General features: G+C 61.5%; 21 protein-coding genes and 1 riboswitch. Of the genes, 8 read left to right on the top strand and 13 right to left on the bottom strand.

Annotated elements, in window-relative coordinates; genetic code table 11:
• Positions 1-84 precede the first annotated feature (84 nt).
• Positions 85-1,275 (bottom strand): ROK family transcriptional regulator, encoded by a 1,191-nt coding sequence (locus ACLRGI_RS22410; protein ID WP_419203654.1) that lies wholly within the window; start codon positions 1,273-1,275, stop codon positions 85-87.
• Between the two features lie 309 nt (positions 1,276-1,584).
• On the opposite strand from ACLRGI_RS22410, the gene ACLRGI_RS22405 reads away from it, so the two are divergent.
• Positions 1,585-2,451, top strand: coding sequence for a carbon-nitrogen hydrolase family protein (locus ACLRGI_RS22405; RefSeq protein WP_419203653.1), 867 nt, complete (start codon positions 1,585-1,587; stop codon positions 2,449-2,451).
• Here ACLRGI_RS22405 and ACLRGI_RS22400 read toward each other — a convergent pair.
• The 7 genes from ACLRGI_RS22400 to alr all read right to left on the bottom strand — a co-directional run bounded on the left by ACLRGI_RS22400 (position 2,448) and on the right by alr (position 8,743).
• Complete coding sequence (locus tag ACLRGI_RS22400) at positions 2,448-2,975, bottom strand: hypothetical protein (RefSeq protein WP_419203652.1); 528 nt, start codon at positions 2,973-2,975, stop codon at positions 2,448-2,450. The genes ACLRGI_RS22405 and ACLRGI_RS22400 overlap by 4 nt on opposite strands.
• A complete protein-coding gene (locus tag ACLRGI_RS22395; RefSeq protein ID WP_231341125.1) occupies positions 2,972-3,289 on the bottom strand; it encodes a hypothetical protein in 318 nt (105 codons plus the stop codon). Before ACLRGI_RS22395 ends, ACLRGI_RS22400 begins: the two co-directional genes overlap by 4 nt.
• Positions 3,273-4,607, bottom strand: coding sequence for a hypothetical protein (locus ACLRGI_RS22390; RefSeq protein ID WP_419203651.1), 1,335 nt, complete (start codon positions 4,605-4,607; stop codon positions 3,273-3,275). Before ACLRGI_RS22390 ends, ACLRGI_RS22395 begins: the two co-directional genes overlap by 17 nt.
• Positions 4,608-4,700: 93 nt before the next feature.
• Positions 4,701-5,417 carry an ATP-binding cassette domain-containing protein gene (locus tag ACLRGI_RS22385; RefSeq protein ID WP_419203650.1) on the bottom strand — a complete coding sequence of 239 codons (717 nt, stop codon included), beginning with the start codon at positions 5,415-5,417 and terminating at the stop codon, positions 4,701-4,703.
• 70 nt (positions 5,418-5,487) lie between these two features.
• Positions 5,488-5,661 carry a hypothetical protein gene (locus tag ACLRGI_RS22380; protein ID WP_419203649.1) on the bottom strand — a complete coding sequence of 58 codons (174 nt, stop codon included), beginning with the start codon at positions 5,659-5,661 and terminating at the stop codon, positions 5,488-5,490.
• A 231-nt stretch (positions 5,662-5,892) separates the two neighbouring features.
• A complete protein-coding gene (locus ACLRGI_RS22375) occupies positions 5,893-7,521 on the bottom strand; it encodes a PucR family transcriptional regulator (RefSeq protein WP_419203648.1) in 1,629 nt (542 codons plus the stop codon).
• Complete coding sequence (alr, locus tag ACLRGI_RS22370) at positions 7,511-8,743, bottom strand: alanine racemase (protein ID WP_419203646.1); 1,233 nt, start codon at positions 8,741-8,743, stop codon at positions 7,511-7,513. The genes ACLRGI_RS22375 and alr overlap by 11 nt, the downstream gene beginning before the upstream one ends.
• Before the next feature lie 194 nt (positions 8,744-8,937).
• Between alr and ACLRGI_RS22365 the strand changes: the two genes are divergently transcribed.
• Both ACLRGI_RS22365 and ACLRGI_RS22360 read left to right on the top strand, forming a co-directional pair.
• Positions 8,938-10,368 carry an amino acid permease gene (locus tag ACLRGI_RS22365; RefSeq protein ID WP_419203661.1) on the top strand — a complete coding sequence of 477 codons (1,431 nt, stop codon included), beginning with the start codon at positions 8,938-8,940 and terminating at the stop codon, positions 10,366-10,368.
• Positions 10,365-12,074 (top strand): flavin monoamine oxidase family protein, encoded by a 1,710-nt coding sequence (locus tag ACLRGI_RS22360; protein WP_419203645.1) that lies wholly within the window; start codon positions 10,365-10,367, stop codon positions 12,072-12,074. Before ACLRGI_RS22365 ends, ACLRGI_RS22360 begins: the two co-directional genes overlap by 4 nt.
• 92 nt (positions 12,075-12,166) lie before the next feature.
• Here the strand turns inward: ACLRGI_RS22360 and ACLRGI_RS22355 are convergent, their stop codons facing one another.
• From ACLRGI_RS22355 to purU, 3 genes are all read right to left on the bottom strand, one after another.
• Positions 12,167-12,685: a gamma carbonic anhydrase family protein gene (locus ACLRGI_RS22355; RefSeq protein ID WP_419203644.1), complete on the bottom strand. Its 519-nt coding sequence runs from the start codon at positions 12,683-12,685 to the stop codon at positions 12,167-12,169.
• 72 nt (positions 12,686-12,757) lie between these two features.
• Positions 12,758-13,423 (bottom strand): class I SAM-dependent methyltransferase, encoded by a 666-nt coding sequence (locus tag ACLRGI_RS22350; protein ID WP_419203643.1) that lies wholly within the window; start codon positions 13,421-13,423, stop codon positions 12,758-12,760.
• Between the two features lie 21 nt (positions 13,424-13,444).
• A complete protein-coding gene (purU, locus tag ACLRGI_RS22345; protein WP_419203642.1) occupies positions 13,445-14,296 on the bottom strand; it encodes a formyltetrahydrofolate deformylase in 852 nt (283 codons plus the stop codon).
• Positions 14,297-14,331: 35 nt separating this feature from the next.
• A riboswitch (ZMP/ZTP riboswitch) is annotated at positions 14,332-14,417 on the top strand.
• A 116-nt stretch (positions 14,418-14,533) separates the two neighbouring features.
• Here purU and glyA point away from each other — a divergent pair.
• Both glyA and ACLRGI_RS22335 read left to right on the top strand, forming a co-directional pair.
• Positions 14,534-15,835, top strand: a complete 1,302-nt coding sequence (glyA, locus tag ACLRGI_RS22340; protein ID WP_419203641.1) for a serine hydroxymethyltransferase — start codon at positions 14,534-14,536, stop codon at positions 15,833-15,835.
• 132 nt (positions 15,836-15,967) lie between these two features.
• Positions 15,968-16,861 (top strand): bifunctional methylenetetrahydrofolate dehydrogenase/methenyltetrahydrofolate cyclohydrolase, encoded by an 894-nt coding sequence (locus ACLRGI_RS22335; RefSeq protein WP_419203640.1) that lies wholly within the window; start codon positions 15,968-15,970, stop codon positions 16,859-16,861.
• Between the two features lie 90 nt (positions 16,862-16,951).
• Here ACLRGI_RS22335 and ACLRGI_RS22330 read toward each other — a convergent pair whose 3' ends face one another.
• On the bottom strand, positions 16,952-18,250 hold the full coding sequence (locus ACLRGI_RS22330; RefSeq protein ID WP_419203639.1) for an MFS transporter: 1,299 nt from the start codon (positions 18,248-18,250) through the stop codon (positions 16,952-16,954).
• Between the two features lie 4 nt (positions 18,251-18,254).
• A complete protein-coding gene (locus ACLRGI_RS22325; protein WP_419203638.1) occupies positions 18,255-18,944 on the bottom strand; it encodes a response regulator in 690 nt (229 codons plus the stop codon).
• A 196-nt stretch (positions 18,945-19,140) separates the two neighbouring features.
• Between ACLRGI_RS22325 and ACLRGI_RS22320 the strand changes: the two genes are divergently transcribed.
• From ACLRGI_RS22320 to ACLRGI_RS22310, 3 genes are all read left to right on the top strand, one after another.
• Positions 19,141-20,022 (top strand): ABC transporter ATP-binding protein, encoded by an 882-nt coding sequence (locus ACLRGI_RS22320; RefSeq protein WP_419203637.1) that lies wholly within the window; start codon positions 19,141-19,143, stop codon positions 20,020-20,022.
• A 4-nt stretch (positions 20,023-20,026) separates the two neighbouring features.
• Positions 20,027-20,833, top strand: a complete 807-nt coding sequence (locus tag ACLRGI_RS22315; protein WP_419203636.1) for a hypothetical protein — start codon at positions 20,027-20,029, stop codon at positions 20,831-20,833.
• Between the two features lie 90 nt (positions 20,834-20,923).
• Positions 20,924-21,592 carry a GNAT family N-acetyltransferase gene (locus tag ACLRGI_RS22310; RefSeq protein ID WP_419203635.1) on the top strand — a complete coding sequence of 223 codons (669 nt, stop codon included), beginning with the start codon at positions 20,924-20,926 and terminating at the stop codon, positions 21,590-21,592.
• The last annotated feature ends 174 nt before the right edge of the window (positions 21,593-21,766 follow it).

The raw sequence follows: 21,766 nt of genomic DNA, 5'->3' as shown, positions 1-21,766 counted from the left end.
CGTCGGAGCTGTCTGATGAAAAAGTAAACTGGATCACGGGCGTTGTCGTCAAGACTTGAACGCAAGAGCCAGCTAACGATTTCGTTACCTACCGGTAATACCTGCGTGCTGAAACACCAAAGCGGCGGCGCCCAGGGCCTCTGCGCGTGCTCCGAGGGAGGACATCGCGAGGTGCGTCGTTTCGCCGACGACGGGCACTGCATGCCGAACCAGGCCGCGGCGAATGGGGTCCAGGAGGAGATCACCCAGGCCTGCCAAGGGTCCGCCGACCACGATTACTTCAGGGTTTATCAGGTTCGAAACGTTGCCCAGCGCGCGCCCCACTGCCAAGCCCGCATCATCAACCACCCGCTGGGTTGCGGAGTCTCCGGCCAGGCAATTGCGGACGATGTCCTGCGGGGTCAGGAGCTTCTCCTGGCCGCGACCCAACAGTTCGATCATGGTGGTGGTTGAGGCGATGGTTTCCAGGCATCCGCGGTTGCCGCAGCGGCACACCAGCCCGTGTTCATGGATGGTTGCATGGCCGATTTCGCCGGTGATGCCCACGTTCCCGTAGTAGGGGAGCCCGTTGAGAATCAGGCCTGCGCCGATGCCCGAGCCGATCTTGAGGAACATGAGGTTGGAGACCCCGCTATGCGGTCCCCACGTCACCTCTGACAGTGCGCCGAGATTGGCATCGTTGTCAACAAAGACGGGGCAATTGAGGGCTTCTTCCAACCTGTGGAGGATGTCTATGCCCACCCATTCGGGCAGGATGGCGCCCTGGGCCACGGTGCCGGAGCGGCGGTCGATGGGGCCGGGGATGCCGGCGCCGGCACCCACTACCGCGGTCCGGTCGATGCCGTTTTCCCGAAGCAGTCTTTCCAGGAGCCGGACTGCCGCTGCGATGCCTTCTTCGGCCTGATGGCCCAGCGGCAACTCGATGTAATCCTCGGCAATGACGTGATAGCCCAGCGAGGCCAGGACCACCCGCAGGTGCCGGCGGCCAAAGTCGATTCCGACGGCGACCGCACCGTTGCTGTTCAGCCTCACATTGGTTGCGCGGCGGCCGGAGCTGGTGGTCGGCTCGGTGGAAACGAGGCCGGCGTCCTGCATGATTTTCACGATGTTGGAGATCGTTGCCGTGGACAGCCCGGTCTGGCGTGAGAGTTCGGCCTGCGTGGAGGGCCCGCTCAGCAGGCATTCGATGATGCGTTGCTGGTTCAGGTGGCGCAGCGCGGACTGCGAGCCGGGTTTTCTTGGATGGCTCTTCGTTGAGCGCTGCGTAGCGGGCATGACAAGAAGATTGCCCCACAAGCGAGGTTGTAGTCAAGAAGTGAACACAAGGCGTCAACTCTGACCGACATACTCCAACGCAAGAACGCTTGACACGTACCCCTTGTGAGGCCTGCTGTGCGTGCTTAGATCCCGGGTTGGGACGCAGAGTGGGCCCCGCAACGTGGGGGAGGTGGGCAATGCGTCCCGCTTCGGCGGCATGCAGGTCCAATTGCCCCCCGCCTTGCATCCCGGCCAGGCCTACGCTTGAAGAAGAAATCTCTCGGGCCCCTTCTGTGGGCATCGGGAACAGGCGAAACCAAGGTGGTAATGATGCTGCTCTCAGTCCTGCAGGCGAACGCTTCCGTCATGGACGTTGAGGCGAACCTGCGCACAATCGACGACGCCGCGCAGCGCGCCGCCCACGCAGGGGCCGGGTTGCTCCTCACTCCGGAGTTGTTCCCCGTGGGATATGCCCCTCTGCGGCTGCATGCCGAACTGGACCCCGCCACCCTCCCTGGCATTCGCCAACGTTTGGCTGACATCGCGCGCCGGCACAAGATCGGTCTGGTTTACAGCCTTCCGGCGTTGAGCCGGCCGGCCGCCGTCAACCAGCAAGAGACAGCGCACGACGACGACGCGCAGCAGACTTCAGCGGGCAACGGCTGGCACATCACGGCTACTTTGCTGGACGCCTCAGGCGTCGAGGTCCTCAACTACGCGAAGGTGCATCTCTTCGGCCCCGAGGAGCACAAGGCGTTTGTCGCCGCCCAAGAACCTCCCGCCGTCGTGGATTTCAACGGGATCCGTACGTCGATGCTGATCTGCTACGACGTGGAGTTCCCGGAGGCTGTCCGTGCCGCAGCCACCCGCGGCGCCGAACTCCTGCTGGTGCCCACGGCCCTGTCTGCGGGCTTCGACAACGTTCCGCAGGTGCTTATTCGAGCCCGTGCCCTGGAGAGCCAACTCAACGTGGCCTACGCCAACCACTCCGGACACGAGGACGTGTACAACTTCCTGGGCGGCAGCGTTGTGGCCGGTCCGGAGGGCTCTCTGTTGGCTGCCGCCGGGGAAGGTTCAGCTTTGCTGTTCGCCGAGGTAGGCACGGAAGCGGTCAAAGCCGCGCGTGAGGAAGTCCCGTACCTTCGTGAGCGCAGGCCGGAACTGTACGGGCAATGGCAGGACAGGCAGGGCTAGGGGTCAACCTGAAGCAGTTGTACTTGCCGCCGCCATGCTAGTAGGCCTTTGACCATGCTTCTGCCGTCGCCAAAAAGTGGCAACAAGAATATGGCGTGAAGGAAGAACCACCAGTGAAGTGCATAGTCAGGCAGCGCCAAGGCAACCGGGACACCTGCGACACACGCCGCCAAGGGGCCGGCCAGGGCAATAAGTGCTGCCTGCCAACCCACTAGTCTTCCCATGGGAATGACTGAGAATCTCAGCAGTGTGCTCGCAAAGGTGACGTGGGTAATTCCCGGGGTCAGCTTGAGGCCGAGGACGTGGGAGCCCTCGTGAATCACAAAGCCGAGCAGCAGGCAGGATGCATGGATCAGCAGCCAAAAGGCCGGTTGCAGAATCCCGGGAATCCCTGCCACCGCGGTGACTGCGCAGGTAGTGAAGCCGGCAGCCACTGCGGCGGCAGGAACGCGGACGGCCCAAACCAGGCTTTTGACGGCCATCATGACTTTGACCTCGTCAATGGGAACCGTGCTGAGATTCACCGCTGCTGTGCCTGCAGCAGTTGCTTTTTGCGGAGCTTGAGCTTTTCAAGGACTACAGTGACTGCCACGCAAAAAACGAAGAAGATGCCGAAGATGATCGCAATGGGTGTGCCGTCGGCGACCCCAATTTCCAAGGCCGTTGCGCCGCTGGCTTGCTCGTGGGCCTCGAAGAAGATGGCACCGAAAAGCCCAAATTTTCTGACGCCCACGTCCATAGTGGAAAACATGGCCATGATGAATCCTGCCACCACCATTGCCATGGTGATCACAAATGAGACTGAAAAGGCCGTGATAACTCTAAGAAGCCACTTCATGGCGTCGAATCCTTTCCATCCTCTGCATGCCGAGGATGCTGTATGTCACAACCAAGATATTTAGAACTGAGTAAACTACTGCGCTTATCACCGGTTCGAGATTGAATACGTTGAGGCCGAGTGCGATCGTCAAGATGACGATAATGGCCAGCACCGCACCGACCAGAACAGTGAATGGGTTCCCCTTTTCAGGTGGAAACGCAATACCTATGAGGGTGGAGATAAGGATATTGCTGAGGCAGAATCCTGCTACGGGAAAACACGCAGAGAGCTCAATGCCTTGAGCAAGACTGGCCGCGGTAACTGGAATCGCGACCGTAACCCAGAGGATTATCTGCGAGCCGAGGATGCTCGCGTAGTTCCTCCACGCGCTGACGTGCAGCACTAACGTGCGCCGCAATGGTTCAGAATTTACATAGGCGTACACACCCTGAAATGTAATGAGAGCCAAAACATAGGGTGGAATGACAATGTGTTGCAGCCATGCAAACAGCGAAAACGCTAAGACGAAGATGACGGAAACGAGTGTTTCGAAGCTGCGGAACAGCACCAGCGTGTAGGCCCCCAGCCTCCACGTTGCAATCTCGGAAGGAAGCAAGATGATGAAGCGACGGAGGGGGACGTATGCTCCGGGGGCAGCGGCTACGATGCCGGCAATAACGGCCATGGAGGCCGCGGCAAAGCTCACCACCGCGAGCCACAATCCGAAATTCTTTTCAAGTGTGGAGTACACCAGCAGCGGCGAACTGTAGTCACGCCCCTCGACGAAGCTCTCGGCGATCACCGCCGTCTGCTCATTCGTATAGGGGAACAGAACTGAGAGGCCTATCGCCAGGACAATCGGTACCAGTAGTCCTCGGAGTCGTGCCAGCCGCATGATGAGGAGGCTGCGTTCCAAGAGATAGTAGGCCAGGCTGAGGAGAAGATAAACAGTCGCTACGGGAAGCCAAATGGACACCGCAATCTTCGTAATGAAATCCGGGCCCTCAAGAAGCACCGTTGATATCGAGAATGCGCCGAAAACGAAAATCGTCATCACTGCCACCACCGATGCCTCGAACAAAGCGAAGGCAAGCGTTCGTTCCTTGTTGGTGGCAGGAAGGTGAAAGGACAACTTTAGAAGTTCATCCGCCTTCAAGAAGAGGACCCGTATCAGCGTGTACGCAATGAGGACCCAAAAACCCACCGAAACGTTGGCGATTGCGATGACCGGTTCGAATAAATCAGTTCCACCAAGATACTGCCGCATCACCGTGTAGCTGAGAACATTGAATCCCGCAAATCCGAGCAGCACAATAAAGGCGCCAGCGATTCGCATTGCTCTCGAGGCCAGGAGTCCACGTCCCAGAACCCGCCGGAGAATGAATGTCCAAAATAGTCGAAACAACAGGACAATGCTCTCGAACCGCATCTACTCGACTTCCATCGACTGGATGTACTCAGAAGCAAGGGCGGAGAGGTTGCCATAGTCCTTGTTGACTGAACCCAGGCCCCCTTGGAAGACCAGGGCGCCTTGGATGAGGACGGCAATGTCATCGGCCACATTCTCAAGAACGTTGAAGTCATGGCTGCACAAGAGTACCGAGCGCCCATCGCTTGCGAGATTCCGGACGTCTTTTTCGAAGATCTTTACTGATTCGATGTCCACTCCATTGAGTGTCTCATCGATAACAGTGAGACGACGTTCCAGCATGAATGCGGCAATGAGCTGGAGTTTCTTGCGCATTCCATGCGAGTAGTCCTCAATGAGGTCACGGTGGCGACCACTCATTGAATAGCGGTCAAAGTGATGACCAAGGACCTTCAGATCGAGCGGTTCAGTGTAGAGACCATGCAGGAATCGAAGGTATTCTTCACCGGTTAGGAACTCGGGCAGGTAATCATTGCTCGAGAGGTACATTGCAGACATTTTCGCACTGCGACTGGAATTCCGGTGCCCGTTGATGTGGACGCTGCCACCCTGCATTTGCAGTAGGTCCAAAATCACCTTGATGAGGGTTGACTTGCCTGATCCGTTGGGACCGATAAGACCCATGATTCTGTTTCCGGAAATGCTGAGTGAGACGTCATGCAGGACTTGCTTCTGAAAGTTGTACGCATAATCGATGTGGTCGACAGTAAGGGGCATTGGGCTTTGGCTCCATGATCTGGCTGTGGTGGCATCGCACGACGATGCCACCACCGCGGTTATCTGACGACTAGACGCACTCCACCCAGACGGAAACGCCCCACTGGCTCCAACTCCAGTTGCCGACGAACCGTCCACGGCCGGACGTCAGGCACCAGATGGCCATGGCGCCCAGAATCGCGAATGCGAGGACCATAAGAACAGCGAGCAGGACGAGGAACCAACCGTCGTAACGAATGACCATATCGTCGATTTTGCTCCTGATTGCGGCCACGGTGCTGGTGGCCTGACTGCTGTCGTAGCGAGCATATTTCCCCCTCGGAAATGATGATCTGTACGGCGCCGATGAGATTCGGCACCCACGAGGAGGCTAGACACCTTGAGCAGCCCCCTAGCCGCCCGACAGCCAAAATAGGTGCAAATAGCGGCAAAAATGAGTGGTGAAAACCGCTTGCACAGAAGAATTCGGTGTCATCTAGGTGGTGCCCGCCAGATCCGTGGTGCCCTCCGCAGGAAGGCTAGCCACCAACTCGTCCACGTACTGCAACGCGAACCACAGCTCAGCACGCACCTGCGCCTGGTTGAGGTCCATGTCCAGCAGTTCGCCCAGAACGCCGATCTGCCGGCGGACACTGTTCCGGTGCAGCCCCAGTAACTTGGCGGAGCCGTCCCAGCTGCCGTTTTCGCTAAGCCAGCCGCGCAGGACGCCAAGCAACGGATCGCGCCTGTCCGCCTCCAGCGAGAGCACCGGTGCAAGCAGCCGTTCGGCCAGGAGGGTCCCTGCTTCGCGCCCTAAAAGCCCGGCGACGGACCACGTCACTTCATCCACGCGTGCGCTCTTGCCGGTGGAGAGGACCCGGCCGCGCAAGGATGTTGCCCGCTGGTAGGCAGCACTAAGGCCGGGAAGTTCCGTGGGTTCACCCACCACCAGGCGCCACCCCAGTTTCTCGACGTCGGCCACCAGGGAATCGTCCACCTTCAGCCGCGTAATCGCGGCGAAACCGTACTCGGTGATCTCCACCAGCTTGGTGTCGAAGAGCCTGCGCCATTGCAGCAGTTCCCGGACCGGCCCATCGTCCGCCGCCCCATCCACCCGCACGCCCTGCACCACCCGCATTTGTGCCGAACGCGTGGAGGACAGGCTCTGTGCCAGCAGGTCCTTAAGTCCGTTAACGTGCTTGGTGCCCCCGGTGGTCAGCGAGTCCGGGTGCAGCAGCACGGCAGTCGCCAGTTGGCTGGGCGCAAGGGATCCACTGGTCCGCTGCCGCACCAGCAATTCCAGCAAGCCCACAGCCGATTGCACCACGTTGTTCTGGGCAGGGGTCAGGGGAGCATCCGAACCGAGGATCAAGGCGCCGAGGTTCGCATCCTTCGTACTGCGCAGCGGGTGTCCGAACACCAAGGCCGATCCCGGCTGCTCAAAACCGTCCATCTCCACGCGCGGACCGCTGCCGGACAGCAACCGCTCCAGCATCGGAGCCAGCATTGAATGCTCGACGCCGGTGCTGCCGCCGGCACTGTGCCCGCGTGCGCGGACCCGCCCGTCGGCGCCCACGAGGACCGCCCACACGGGAACCCGCTGAACGAGGGCGGCGAGGAGTTCGTGTTCCGGCCTGGGGGAGAGGACTGCCCGCATGAGCTGGCGGTTGGTATCGGCCAACTGCCGGAAGACCCTTGCGGTGTCTGTCTCCAGGAGTTGTGAAAACTCGAGGCCGATCGCCGCGAACGGCACGGACTCCGGTACCTCGAACAAGGTGAGGTTGTGCTTCCGGCAGGCGTCGAGCAGGGCATCGGGGACGGCGTCGAAATAGGGCCGGATGCCGAACCCCAGAGCCGCAACTTTGGCATCAACCAACCGCTGGACGTAGGCATCCACCTTGGCCGCTGAGCCACCCTTTCCCAGGAAGGGCAGCCCGGCGGTCAGGAGGAATTCTCCCTCGGGAAGGTAGGGCGTGGGGTCCTCGAGCTCACTGGGTTCCACCCACCGCAGCAACGAGCCACCGCTGCCGCCGTCGTGAAGCATCTTCAACTCCGGCGGCAGCTGCTCAACAAACTGTTCGAGCGTGACGAAACTCAGGCGGGCGGTGGCGGGCTCAGGCGACATGGCCCTGCCCGGCGTCGGCCGGTTCCTGGTAGTCGGGGCACTGGTAGGCGCTGGAAGCGTAGGCGCGGGGCAGACGGGGTGCGATCCTGTTGATGATCTCGTCCCCGTGGCTGCCGATTGCGGCGCCCCAGTCATCGGCGCTCGCGGCCCCGGTGGCCGGATCGCCGAACAAAACGGCGGTGTCTCCGACGTCGATTCCCGAAGCATCCGGGCCGAGGTCCACCATGAACTGGTCCATGCACACCTTGCCGATGACCGGGACGCTCCGGCCTGCGATGTTCACTAATGATCGGCCGCTGATGCCCTTGGGGATGCCGTCCGCGTAACCCAGCGGGATGAGGCCAAGGAAGCGGGGTTCGTAGGTGATGGCCTGGTGTTCGTAGCTGACGCCGGTGCCCGCTGGAACCTTTTTGACCATGACCAGCGGTGCGGTCACGGTCAGTGCCGGGCGCAGTCCGAAGTCAGCCGGGTCCAGGTGGTCGGCCGGAGCCAGTCCGTAGATGGCCAGGCCCGCGCGGACCATGTCGAAGTGGAATTCGGGCCGGTCCAGGATGTTGGCGGAGCTGGACACGTGCCGGAGTTCGGGGTCCAGGCCGGCTTCGCGTGCTTCGCGGACAGCGTCTTCGAACTCCGCAACGGCGCTGGCGTTGCCGGGGTGGGCAGGAACATCGGCCCAGGCCAGGTGGGTCCAGAGGCCGCGGACGCGGAGGGAGCCGTCCAGCTCGGCCTGCCGTGCGCGGGTTACGAGTTCTGCCCAATCCTCCTTGCGGGCACCGCCGCGGCTCAGGCCGCTGTCCAGTTCAAGATGGACGACGGCGGGACGTCCGAGGCGCCCCGCGATACCCACCAGCACCTCCAGTTGACCAACGCTTCCGAGCGAAACATCGATGCTGTTTTCGAGTGCCTCAAGGATGGTGGAACTCGTCTGGGATGCCAGATAGAGCCACGACAGGATAGGCACGGTGATGCCTGCCTGCCTGAGCGCGATGGCCTCGGTAAGTTGGGCGGTTCCCAGCCAGTCTGCCCCGGCATCCACTGCCGTGCGGGCCACTTCCACCAGCCCGTGGCCATAGGCGTTGCCCTTGACGACGGCCATGAAGAAGGGTGCCTCCGTGCGCTCCTTCAGGGCTTTGATGTTGTCTGAAATGGCGGACAGGTCAACGGTGACCTGTCCTGAGAGCGTCGCCGGGGCGACCGCTTGATAGTGTGCATTACGTCTCATGGTTGAACACTATAGGTCATTTTGCACCGCGGTGAGAGGTGGCTCACATGCCAGTCTTGTGGAGGGGAAATCGAAACTACTTTGAAGGGACGTCAAGGGTGACTGTGCCTGTGAACACCGAAAATTCAGCGGCAGTGAGCGTCACGAGGCCGAGCCTCGGAGCCCAGCTTCTGCGCCGCAAGCCCATTGGCCAGATGGTTGGCGAAGCCGGAAGCAGCGAGGGCGGAACGCCATTGGTCCGCAGCTTCGGCGTCCTCCAGCTGACCATGATCAGCGTTGGCGCCACTCTTGGCACCGGCATCCTGGTGATCCTCGGCGAGTCCGTGCCCCTGGCGGGACCGGCCATTTGGATCTCGTTCGTCATCGCCGGCCTGGCGGCGCTGCTCTCCGCGGTGTCCTACGCCGAAATGGCCGGGCTGGTCCCGGTGGCAGGGTCCAGCTACTCCTACTCCTACGCCACCATGGGCGAGGGCATGGCCTGGATCTGCGGTTGGTGCCTGGTGCTGGAATACGCAGTCTCCGTAGCGGCCGTTGCCGTGGGCGCCGGGCAGTACGTCAATGAAACCCTGGCCGCCTTTGGACAGTTGCTCCCGGACGCCGTGAGCCAACCGCCGGGCGATGGTGGCATAGTCAACCTCCCCGCCATGGTGATCGTGGTGTTGGCCATGATCCTGCTGGTGCGCGGTGCCCGTGAAAGTGCGTGGATCAACACCGCAATCGTCATCATCAAGGTGGGCATCCTGATCTTCTTCTGCGCCGTGGCCTTCACGGCCTTCAACGCAGGCAACTTCGAACCGCTGCTGCCCATGGGCGCCGCAGGTGTTTCCGCGGCCGCGTCCAGCGTCTTCTTCTCCTACATCGGCTTCGACGCCGCCTCCACTGCCGGCGAGGAAGCAAAGAACCCCAAGCGCGACCTTCCCCGCGCCATCATGCTCTCCATGGTGATCGTCACCAGTATCTACGTCCTGGTTGCTGTCGCAGCCATCGGCGCCCGTCCGTGGAACTGGTTCGATGGCACGGAAGCTGCCCTCGTGCAGATCCTGCACGAGATCACCGGCCAGCCATGGATCGCCCTGGTCTTCTCCATCGGTGCAGTGCTGGCGATCGCCAGCATCGTATTGACTGTTCTTTACGGCCAGACCCGCATCCTGCTCTCCATGTCCCGCGACGGCATGGTGCCCAAAGTCTTCGGCCGCGTCTCCCGCCGCACCGGCACTCCGGTGGCCGGGACGCTCATCATCGGGACTGCCGTCGCCCTCACTGCAGGCTTGGTGCCGCTTGGTGCGTTGGCCGATGCCACCAGCATCGGCACACTGTTCGCCTTCGCGCTGGTCAACGTGGCCGTCATTTACCTGCGGCGCAACCGTCCCGACCTCGAGCGGAGCTTCAAGGTTCCGCTGTACCCGATCACTCCCATTCTGGGCACGCTGATGTGTGCCTACCTGATGCTGAACCTGGGCGCCGACACCTGGATCACCTTCGGTGTCTGGATGCTGGTGGGCATCGCCATCTACTTCGGCTATGGACGCCGGAACTCCAAGGTAGCCGCGCTCAGCGAGCAGGACTATCGTGAACTGACCACCAGGGCCGTGAGCCCGGAATCTGTGAAAGCAGCACATTCATGACCATCGCCACAGAACTCCCTCTTATCGAGGAACCAGGAGCACCCGAATCGGCCGCCGCTGGAGCCCCCATCACCATGCTGAACCCGGACTTCCCCTTCAGCTACGACCACTACCTGGCCCACCCGGACGGTCTGGGCTCAGTTCCCGAGGAGCTCTTCGGCACGGAAGTAGCCATCATCGGCGCCGGACTGTCCGGGCTCGTCACTGCCTATGAATTGATGAAGCTTGGCCTCAAGCCCGTCATTTACGAGGCCGACCAGATCGGTGGCCGCCTCCGCACGGCCAGCTTCCCATCAGCACCTGGCGTGGTGGCAGACCTTGGCGGCATGCGTTTCCCCGTCTCCGGCAAGGCGTTCTACCACTACGTGGACCTGCTCGGCCTGGACACCAACGAGTTCCCCAACCCCATGGCACCGGCAACGTCCTCCACGGTGATCGAACTCGCTGGCAAGAAGCACTACGCCACCACGGCCGATGAGTTGCCGGAGTTCTTCCTCGAAGTAGCCGACGCCTGGAAAGCAGCAGTCAACGACGGCGCTGCCTTCGCAGAAATGCAGGAGGCCATCAAAGCCCGCGACACCAAGCGGATCAAGGAACTCTGGAACGCACTCCTCCCGGAGCTCGATGAGCAAACCTTCTACGGCTTCATCGCCGCCAGCAAGTCCTTCAAGGAGGCCGGTTTCGCCCACCGGGAGGCCTTCGGCCAAGTAGGCTTCGGCACCGGCGGCTGGGACACCGACTTCCCCAACTCCATCCTCGAAATCCTCCGCGTGGTCTACACCGACGCCGACGACCAGCACCGCTCCATCGCTGGAGGAGCGCAAAGGCTTCCCGAGGCACTCTGGAGCCACGCGCCGTCGGGCCTCAAGTACTGGCCGGAGGGCACCTCGCTGTCATCGCTGCACAGCGGTTCGCCGCGGGGAGCCGTGGACAACATTCGCCGGGCGGAGAACGGCGACCTCCTGGTCCGCGAAAACTGGGGACGCGAAGCCACCTACCAAGCTGTGGTGACCACCTGCCAGTCCTGGCTGTTGTCCACCCGCATCCACACGGAGGAAGCGCTGTTCCCGGCCGAACTGTGGACCGCGATCGAGCGCTCGCATTACATGCAGTCTTCCAAGACTTTTGTGATGGTGGACCGCCCGTTCTGGAAGGACATCGATCCCGAGACCGGACGCGAAGTCCTCTCCATGACCCTCACCGACCGCCTCAACCGCGCCACGTACCTGCTCGACGACGGCCCGGACAAGCCCGCGGTCATGCTCCTTTCCTACACATGGAACGATGACGCCCTGAAATGGCTTGCCCTGACCGCGGACGAGCGGGTGAAGCTCATGCTGCACTCCCTGGAACAGATCTACCCGGGCGTAGACATTGCCAGCCACATCATCGGGCAGCCGATCACCGTGTCCTGGGAAGCGGACCCCAACTTCATGGGCGCCTTCAAGGCCAACCTGCCCGGGCACTACCGCTACCAGCAGCGATTGTTCACCCACTTCAAGCAGGACCAGCTGCCGGCCCACCAGCGCGGCATCTTCCTCGCCGGCGACGACGTTTCCTTCACCGCCGGCTGGGCCGAGGGCGCTGTGACCACGGGCCTGAACGCCGTGTGGGGAGTGGTGAACCACTTGGGTGGTTCGTCCGTTGCCGGTAACCCCGGACCAGGTGATCTCCTGGACGAGCTCGGCCCGATCTCCCTGGACTAAACCCCGCCAGGCGATAAGCACCACGTTGCGAGGCCCGCTCTGCACCCGAAACCAATCGCGGTGGGGATGCTGAGCGGGCCTCGCATTTGGCGTTAAGCGTGCATTTCCCGGTGCGCTGCAGCGAGCTCCTTGTAATGTGCTGCGTTGTGCTTCACGCCCTCGAGCTCTTCGTCGGTGAGTTCACGGCGGACCTTGGCGGGCACGCCGGCAACCAAGGACCGCGGGGGAATGACTGTGCCTTCCAAGACCACTGCGCCGGCGGCGATGAGCGAGCCCGTGCCGATCACCGCGCCGTTGAGGATGGTGGCGCTCATGCCGATCAGGCAGTCGTCCTCCACAGTGCATCCATGGACCACGGCACTGTGCCCTACGGAGACGCGCTCGCCTACCGTGCAGGGAAAGCCCGGGTCGGCGTGAAGGACTACGTTGTCCTGCAGGTTGGACCCTGCGCCGACGCTGATCGCAGCCGTGTCAGCGCGGACGGAGACGCCATAGAAGGCGCTGGAGTCCTCGGCCAACGTGGCCTTGCCGATGATCGAGGCAGTGGGCGCAACGAACGCGGTTTCATGGATGGCCGGGGTGTCCCCGGCGAACGTGTATGAGGGAGCCATGGAGCCAGCTTAGTTCCCAAGTAGCTCGCAGTTGAGGTCGTTCTCAGCGCTGGGAACAACCACAACTGCGAGCTAGTTGGGTGCAGGAGTGCGGAGGACCAGGAATTGGTAGTGCTGGGACCAGTTTCCCGCTCCCGGACCGGACTCCAGGCCCACACCTTCGGGCCACGTCCGGAAGTGCTCCACCGAGCCGTGCTGGCCAAAGATCCGCCGGACGCTGTCATCGCTTCGACGGCTGAAGAATCGCCGCGGTTCCTCAAGGTCTTCCGGGTTCAGGACTTCATCGTCCTCACCTGACCAGAGCCCGACGGCGATTGGCGCACCAGGTGCGGTGACCCGCACAAGTTCGCGGACGACGTCGTGAATTCCGCTGTTGGGGACATGTAAAAGCGTGCTCATGGTCCAGGTGGCTGAAAAGACAGCATCCGGAAACGGCAGGGTGCGGCCGCTGGCAACGGTAGCGTCAAGCCCGGCCGCGCGTGCCAGGTGAATGCTCTCAGAGGACAGGTCCACGCCGGTGTAGTGCAACCCGGCACGGACAAACTCCACGCCCTCGACGCCCGTGCCGCAACCCAGTTCAAACAACGAATGACGGTGTTCGGACTTCAACAACCGGATAAACCATTCCCGGCATTCAACCCGGTGCGGCGTCAGGGCGCGGGTATTCCGAACCGGTGCTTGGCGGTCATAAAAGACAGCCAAGTCTTCCTCGTGGTCGGCGTCAGGGATGCCCTGCATACCCCCAGCATAGGAGTGGCGTTAGTTGAACACCACGGTCCGGGTGCCGTCCAGGAGCACGCGGTGTTCGGCATGCCATTGGACCGCCTGAGCCAGCGTGCGGCCTTCGACGTCGCGGCCCATCTGGACGAACTGGGCAGCCGTGCGTGCGTGGTCAACGCGGATGACTTCCTGCTCAATGATCGGGCCCTCGTCGAGGTCCGCAGTCACGTAGTGGGCCGTGGCACCAATGATCTTCACACCGCGGGCGTGGGCCTGGTGGTACGGCTTGGCGCCCTTGAAAGAGGGGAGGAAGGAGTGGTGGATGTTGATGGCCTTGCCGTTCAACTCCGTGCACAGATCGTTGGAAAGCACCTGCATGTAGCGGGCCAGGACGGTCAACTCGACGTCGTGCTCGGCAATCAGCTTCAGCAGCTGCGCCTCAGCCTGGGGCTTGGTCTCAGGCGTCACCGGGATGTGGTGGAACGGGATGCCGTAGAAGTTGGCCAGTTCTTCAAGGTCCCGGTGGTTGGACACGATGGCCGGAACGTCAATGGGCAAGGTGCCGGTGCGCTGCTGGAACAGGAGGTCGTTGAGGCAGTGCGCGTCCTTGGAGCACAGGATGATGGTGCGGACCTTCTCGCCAACAGGATTGATCCGCCAGGTCATGCCGAAGGACTCGGCCACCGGCCGCAGGACTGCGCTCAGTTCGTCCTGGGAGGACGATGTGGTTGCCTCCACCCGCATGAAGAAGTTTCCTGTGCTGGGGCTTCCGTACTGCTGGGAGTCGGCGATATTGCAGCCGGCCTCGAGGAGGGCACCGGCCACCGCATGGACGATGCCGGGACGATCGGGGCAGGAGAGTGTTACAACGAAAGCGGTGGAGTCAGTCACACGATCAAGCCTACCTGTGCCGCGTTGTTGTACTGTTAACAGGTCGCAACTGGCGTTGGGTGGACTACCACCAGGGAGCGGCAATCATGAAGACCACGGATCGTACGCCTGGGCCGAGGGTCATGTCTTACCGTCGCATGCACGTGACCGATGCCTCCTGTCATCAAGGGGACGCGGGAATGCTGCTGCCGGTAGCCTGACCTGTAGCACCACCCGTTGCCTAGCCAGGAGATCTCCGTGACTACCACAACCACTTCCGCGTCTGTCAGCAACCAGTCGCTGGCCGATCTCGATCCCGAGATCGCAGCAGTCCTCAACCAGGAACTCGGCCGCCAGCGCGGCACCCTGGAAATGATTGCGTCCGAAAACTTCGCCCCCCGCGCCGTCATGGAAGCCCAAGGCTCCGTCCTGACCAACAAGTACGCTGAGGGTTACCCGGGCCGCCGCTACTACGGCGGTTGTGAATACGTCGACATCGCTGAGCAGCTCGCCATTGACCGCGTCAAGGAACTCTTCGGCGCAGAGTACGCCAACGTCCAGCCGCACTCAGGTGCCCAGGCCAACGCTGCCGCTCTCTCCGCCATGATCACCCCGGGCGACAAGATCCTTGGCCTGTCCCTGGCACACGGTGGGCACCTGACCCATGGCATGAAGCTCAACTTCTCCGGCAAGCTCTACAACGTAGCTGCCTACCAGGTTGAAGAAGACAACTTCCGCGTAGACATGGACAAGCTGCGCGAGCAGGCCATCGCCGAGAAGCCGCAGGTCATCATTGCCGGCTGGTCCGCCTACCCGCGTCACCTCGACTTCGCTGCCTTCCGCTCCATCGCCGATGAAGTTGGCGCCCTCCTCTGGACGGACATGGCACACTTCGCCGGCCTGGTTGCAGCAGGCCTGCACCCGAGCCCGGTCCCGTACTCCGACGTCGTCACCTCCACGGTTCACAAGACCCTCGCAGGTCCGCGTTCCGGTGTGATCCTTGGCAAGCAGGAATGGGCCAAGAAGCTGAACTCCAGCGTCTTCCCGGGCCAGCAGGGCGGCCCGCTCATGCACGTGATCGCCGCGAAGGCCGTTGCTTTCAAGATTGCAGGCAGCGAAGAGTTCAAGGAACGCCAGGAGCGCGTGCTCGAGGGTGCCAAGATCATCGCCGACCGCCTGAACCAGTCCGACGTCGCCGAAGCCGGCGTCTCGGTCCTCACCGGCGGCACCGATGTTCACCTGGTCCTGGTTGACCTGCGTAACTCGCAGCTGGACGGCCAGCAGGCCGAGGACCTCCTGCACTCCGTGGGCATCACCGTGAACCGCAACGCTGTTCCGTTCGACCCCCGCCCGCCGATGGTCACCTCCGGTCTCCGCATCGGCACGCCGGCCCTGGCTACCCGCGGATTCGGTGCGACCGAGTTCACCGAGGTTGCCGAGATCATCGCCACCGCGCTCGTAAAGGGCGCCGCTGGCAGCGTTGATGCAGAAGCCCTCCAGGCCCGCGTCGACAAGCTCGCTGCTGACTTCCCGCTGTACCCGCAGCACGAGCAGTGGTAAATCCGCTTTTCGCGGATGAATAAAGCACTGCCCGGGCATTGAACCGGAACCAACGGGATCCGCCGCCACACCTACGGCGGCGGGTCCCGTTGGCATGATCCAACAGGTCACCCACCAGAAAGAGCAGATGGAATGACACAGTCCACCGCACAGATCCTTGACGGCAAGGCCACCGCCGCAGCCATCAAGGCAGAACTGACCACTCGCGTTTCCGTCCTGGCCGCCAAGGGAATCGTCCCCGGCCTGGGCACCATCCTGGTGGGCTCGGACCCCGGCAGTACCTGGTACGTGGGAGGAAAACACAAGGACTGCGCCGAGGTTGGCATCCAGTCCATCCGCCGCGACCTCCCCGAGGACATCAGCCAGGAAGACCTCCTGGACGTTGTTCGCGAGCTCAACGACAACCCGGAATGCACGGGTTACATCGTCCAGCTGCCGCTGCCCAAGCACATCGACCAGGACGTCATCCTCGAAGCCATGGACCCTGACAAGGACGCCGATGGCCTGCACCCCATGAACCTTGGCCGTTTGGTGGCCAACGTCAACGGTGAGATGAAGTCCCCGTTGCCCTGCACGCCCAAGGGCTGCGTGGAGTTGCTCCGCCGCCACAACATTGAACTCAAGGGCAAGCGCGTCCTGGTGGTTGGCCGCGGGGTCACCATCGGTCGCCCCATCGGCCTGCTGCTGACCCGCAAGGAAGTCAACGCCACGGTCATCCTGGCGCACACCGGAACGGTGGACCTGCCGGCGGAACTCAAGCAGGCCGACGTCGTGATTGCCGCAGCCGGCGTGCCGCACATGATCAAAGCTGAGGACCTCAAGCCGGGTGCCATAGTGCTCGACGTCGGCGTCAGCCGTGTGGACGACGGCAACGGCAAGGCTGTTGTCACCGGAGATGTGGACCCGGCAGCTGCCGACGTCGCCGCTTGGCTGTCCCCGAACCCGGGTGGCGTAGGACCGATGACCCGTGCCATGCTCCTGGCCAACGTGGTGGAGAGTGCCGAGCGCCAGGCGGGCATCGCGTAGGTTATTCGCGACCTCATCCGGGCGCCTGCTCCTCAGGGAGTAGGCGCCCTGCGCCGTTTGTTCGGCTATGCGGGGAGCACGGTCATAGGGCTAGTCCGGTCTGGACTGGGCGGGCGTTCTGTCGCTGAGGATTCGCGTGCAAAGGAGAGGTAGCGTTCCGGCCAAGCACATAGCTGCGCATCCAAGGATAACGACGCGGTAATCTATCACTCCCACCAAAGCCGCCGCTAAAGCGGCAGTGACGAGCTGCGGGACATTGAACACCCAATAAGTGGCCGCCCCCACTCTTCCTTGCAAGCCGGACGGTGCTTCCGATTGCCGCAGCGTTATATAGGCGACAGCACCCCACGGTACGCCGAAACCAATGAGTACGATCCCGGCCATTGCGATCGGGATGGAGCTGGTGGCCAGCGATGGCAACGCCACTGCCAGGATGGACGTGCCGATCACCATCGTTCCGGTTGGACCGACTCTGCGCATCACCATTGATGAGGAGAGCGCTCCGATGATGGACACGGCTCCCTGGACTGCAGCCAGAACGGCCAGAAACCCTGGACCCTGACCCAGCCCCTGCTCGATGGTGGCGAAATTGGTGACAGACAGCGCGCCCGTAGCTCCGACGGCTATGGCGACAGTCAGGCTTGCGGCACGCAACTGCCGGTGGTGCAGGATGAACGCGAAACCATCGAGGGAACCACCCCAGAACCCTCCAACGGCCGCGCTGGCCTCTGGCGCCTTGGGTCCCCTAAGCCGCCACAAGAGGGCCACGGCAACAAAGAAGGATGCACTTGCGGCGATGGCTATTGGCCCGATGCCCCAAAGCCCGAAGATTGCGGCACCGGCCGGTGGCGCAATGATCCGAAACCCTTGGTCGATGCTGCTCAACAGTGAATTGGAGGGCCCAAGCAACCGATCAGGCAAAAGGTCTTTGATCAGGCCACTTTGTGCCGCCGCCGCGAAATATGAAACCGTTGCGTACAAAAATATGACGACGTAAGCAAGCCATATCAGATCCACGGAGCGCACGAGGAGGAGCGGCAGGACAACCAGTCCCGCCGCAGCATAATTGGCCATCATGAGCTTGCGTCGCGGCAAGCGATCCGCCACCTGCCCAATCAGGGGAGCCAGCAGTGCCGGCAGGCCCAACATGGCCAGCATCAGACCCGCGGCAGCGTCCGATCCCGTCAGGGACTTTGTCCAAATGGCAGCGGCCAAGAGCAGCAACGCGTCTGCGAAGTTGCCCAAGGACCATGCAAAGACCAAGCGGCGAAAGCCAGGGGTTTCAAGGGCTTCCCGAATTGACCCGGTGCCTCCGTGGGCAGGTCCCTCTTGTTGTGGAGCGCGTTGTTTTGGTGCGCGGTTCCAGCGTGCCTTCGCCAGGAGAGGCATCTATTTAGAGTGAGTGGTCAACAGCGTGAACGCCATGGAAAATCAGTGCAAGTTGTACCCGGTTGGCAACGCCCAGCTTAATCATGATCCGCGAGACGTTTGTTTTTACCGTTGAAACACTCATGAACAATTCGGCAGCGATGTCACTGTTGGACTTTCCCTGAGCTACTGCTCGCGCTACCTGGATTTCGCGCTCCGTCATGTCATTGAACTCCGGCGATAGCTCCGCAGTCGCAGGGACTCGTCGTTGGGAGTATCTGTATTCGCGGATCAATTGGGTTGTGACGGCTGGCGATAACAGCGCCTGTCCATCGTGAACCGTCCTGATTGCCTCAGCAATGCCCGCAGGCTCCGTGTCCTTGAGCAGAAACCCGCTGGCCCCGGCGCGCAGGGCAGAGAAAACGTCGCTATCTTTTGCGTAACTCGTGAGGACAATGATTCGGGGCAGGTCAAGCGTCCCTAGCTTGGAGAAGGCATCGAGGGTAGCGAGGCCGTCCATTCCGGGCATTTGCAGGTCCAGAAGTATGACGTCCGGTGCGTAGTTCTCGAAGGTTCTCACGGCGTCGATGCCTGTGGAGGCCAACCCGGCCAGTTCCAGGCCAGGACTGTGCTCCAGTAGGAGCTTCAAAGCCTCTTGAACAAACGGGTCGTCATCGACGATCATGACGCGAATGGGGTGATTAGGTTCGGACACGCCTCAAGTATCTTCGAGCCGGAGTCGGTAAGCCAACACATTCAAATTCCTTGCGCCTACAATCGTGGGCTATTGGCCAAAGCGGTACTAAAGTTTACCCGCGCCGGTACTTCAGTACAGCGGATGCAACCTTTGGTGGAGTGAACGCATACGAAAGGCGGATGCTTCAGGGAGCGGTCATTCGTAGCCTGAACTCATGATCACCGTGGAAAATGTCAGTAAGGCCTATGGGAAACAACAATCTGTTCGGAACGTTTCTTTCCATTGCCGTCCTGGCCGGATTACGGGCTTTCTAGGTCCGAATGGGGCTGGCAAGTCCACCACCATGCGAATAATTGCCGGGTTGACGACGGCTACTCAAGGCCACTCCACTGTGGCGGGGCATCGCTATGCTCAACTGCCGAATCCGGGAAGAGTCATCGGCTTGTTGCTGGATGCTTCGGCCATGGCAAAGGGACTCACGGGGCGGCAGACACTATGGCTGGCAGCCAAGACTGTGGGCGTCAGCACCACCGAGGTGGACCGCTACCTGGAAAAAGTTGGCCTCAATGGTCCGGCTGGAAACCGCCGTGTGGGTGACTACTCTTTGGGAATGCGCCAGCGCCTCGGAATCGCCCTGGCCCTCATCGGCAGACCTACCGCACTGATGCTCGACGAGCCTGCCAACGGATTGGACCCAGCGGGAATCCTTTGGATGCGATCACTGTTGCGTGAGTTCGCGGACAACGGGGGAACCGTCCTCCTCTCATCCCACCTGCTGCACGAGATGGAACAGATTTCAGACGATCTGGTGGTCATCGACAACGGCAGCATCGTGGCGCGGGGCTCGTGCGCCGAACTACTCTCAACGGGCACCTTAAACGTGGCATGTTCGGATCCGGCAACGCTGGCAGCCGAACTCATAGCGGCAGGATCCAAAGTTGAACGACTGGGAGACAACCGAATCCTGGTCACCGCCTCGGCTGCGCAGGTCGGAGACCTGGCGCTGGCCTCGGGGATTGCCATTTATCACCTTTCGTCCGCGACGGCCGGGTCCCTCGAGGACTTATTCATGAACCTGACCTCAGGCGGTGAATAAATTGGTGAAAAACGCGATCCTGCCTGACTCGGCAAAGTTGGATGCCGAGCTACGTGATCCGACGGCGTTTCCGGCGCCGTCCCTTCTGCTGTTGACGCGGCTTGAGGCAACAAAGCTCGTCAGCACCCGGTCAGGGTCCTGGCTTCTGGTTTGTATCGCAGTTGCAGTGCTGGCCGTCATGGCTTCGGTCTTTGCAGCCCCGGCCGGTACCCGAACGTCGTTGACCTTCTTGACCGTCGGCTCAGCACTTGCGTCAGTGCTTCTGCCCATATGTGCGATTCTTTCTCTCACCACTGAGTGGTCACAGCGCAGCGTCCTCACTACCTTCGCCCTGGTTCCTCAACGGCACAGAATACTCCTGGCCAAGACCATTGCCCTTCTCGTCCTGGCACTGGTCGCGGTGGTGGCCCTGTGCGGAGCTGCGGCGGCCATGAATGCCTTGGCGGCGGGTGCCTTCGGCGCACCGGACGGTGTTTGGGACGTGAAATGGTCGCACGTGGGCGGTGTCTACCTGGGAATTACCCTGTCCATGCTCATCGGCGTTGCTTTTGGGGCATTATTCATGAACCCTGCTTTGTCGATAGTGGTCTATCTCGTGCTGCCACTGATGTGGTCGCTGGTTTCCCAGCTGGTAGAGCAGCTCAAAGAAGCATCGCTCTGGCTGGACACCTCTCTGACGTTTAGACCATTGCTTGACGGCAGCATAGACGGGCAACAGGAATGGTCCAGGGTGGCAGTTTCCGCAGCCGTGTGGGTACTGGTGCCTCTTGCACTAGGCATGGTGAGGATATTCCGCCGCGAAATCAAGTAATCGCTGAGTCCCAGCGAAAAATTCGACTCATCAGCTGCGCATCAAGGCCGCTCTTTCGCTGAGCGGTGATTTCATATTGGGGGAAATTTCTTGCTCGAGGAACGTGTCACATTCAGAGTGCCCGAGTCGCACGAAGACTTCAGGATTTTGGCGGGGTGGCTGTCGTCGGCGTCACCGGCCGCAGCGTTGACATCGGACGTCAGGGAACGTCCGGGTCCGGAATCGCTGAGGCAAGCATGCGAACAAGGCGCCAACATCAGGCTGATCATGAGCGGCAATGGAGAACTGGTTGGGACAGCCAGTTGGAAAGCACGAGGCAACCCGAGGTCATTCGAATTTTCGTTGATGATCGCCGAACCGTCGCTCTGGGACTCCGGTGTGGGAGGCCGGGCCGCATTACGTCTGGTTGACGAACTCTTCATGACCTATGACGCACGACGGGTTTTCGCCCTGACGGCCGCATATAACAGGCACGCCGTTCCTTCCTTGGTACGAAGCGGATTCACGCTGGAGGGCGTGCTTCGTGACTACTACTTTCTCGATGGCGAGTTTCATGACGCCACCGTATGGTCGATGCTTCGTGACGAGCATCGGGCGCTGATCGCCAATGAGAAGAATGTGGGGATGCAGTACCAGCCGCTGGTGCCGGCAGAAGACAAGGAGAAGGGCCGCAGGCACGTCGCCAGGGCTCTCCAAAATGATTCCCTGATCCCACGTTCCTGGCAACCCATCCGCCAGCCGGACCGGATCGGGCGGTAGTCAGGTGGCCAAGAGCCTTGAACTCTACTGTTTCGGCGACCCTTTGCACTTTTCGGGCTCTTCAGAATTGAGAGTGTAACTGTCTCTTATACACATCTCCGAGCCCACGAGACATTGATACTGATCTGGGGGGGGGGGTTTTTTTTTTTGGGGGGGGGGGGGGGGGGGGGGGGG

The sequence above is a fragment of the Paenarthrobacter sp. PPS72 genome, assembly GCF_048537125.1.
Lineage (GTDB): Bacteria > Actinomycetota > Actinomycetes > Actinomycetales > Micrococcaceae > Arthrobacter > Arthrobacter nitroguajacolicus_E.
The sequence above is the reverse complement of the archived record's forward strand: the minus strand, read 5'-3'. Positions and strand labels throughout refer to the sequence as shown.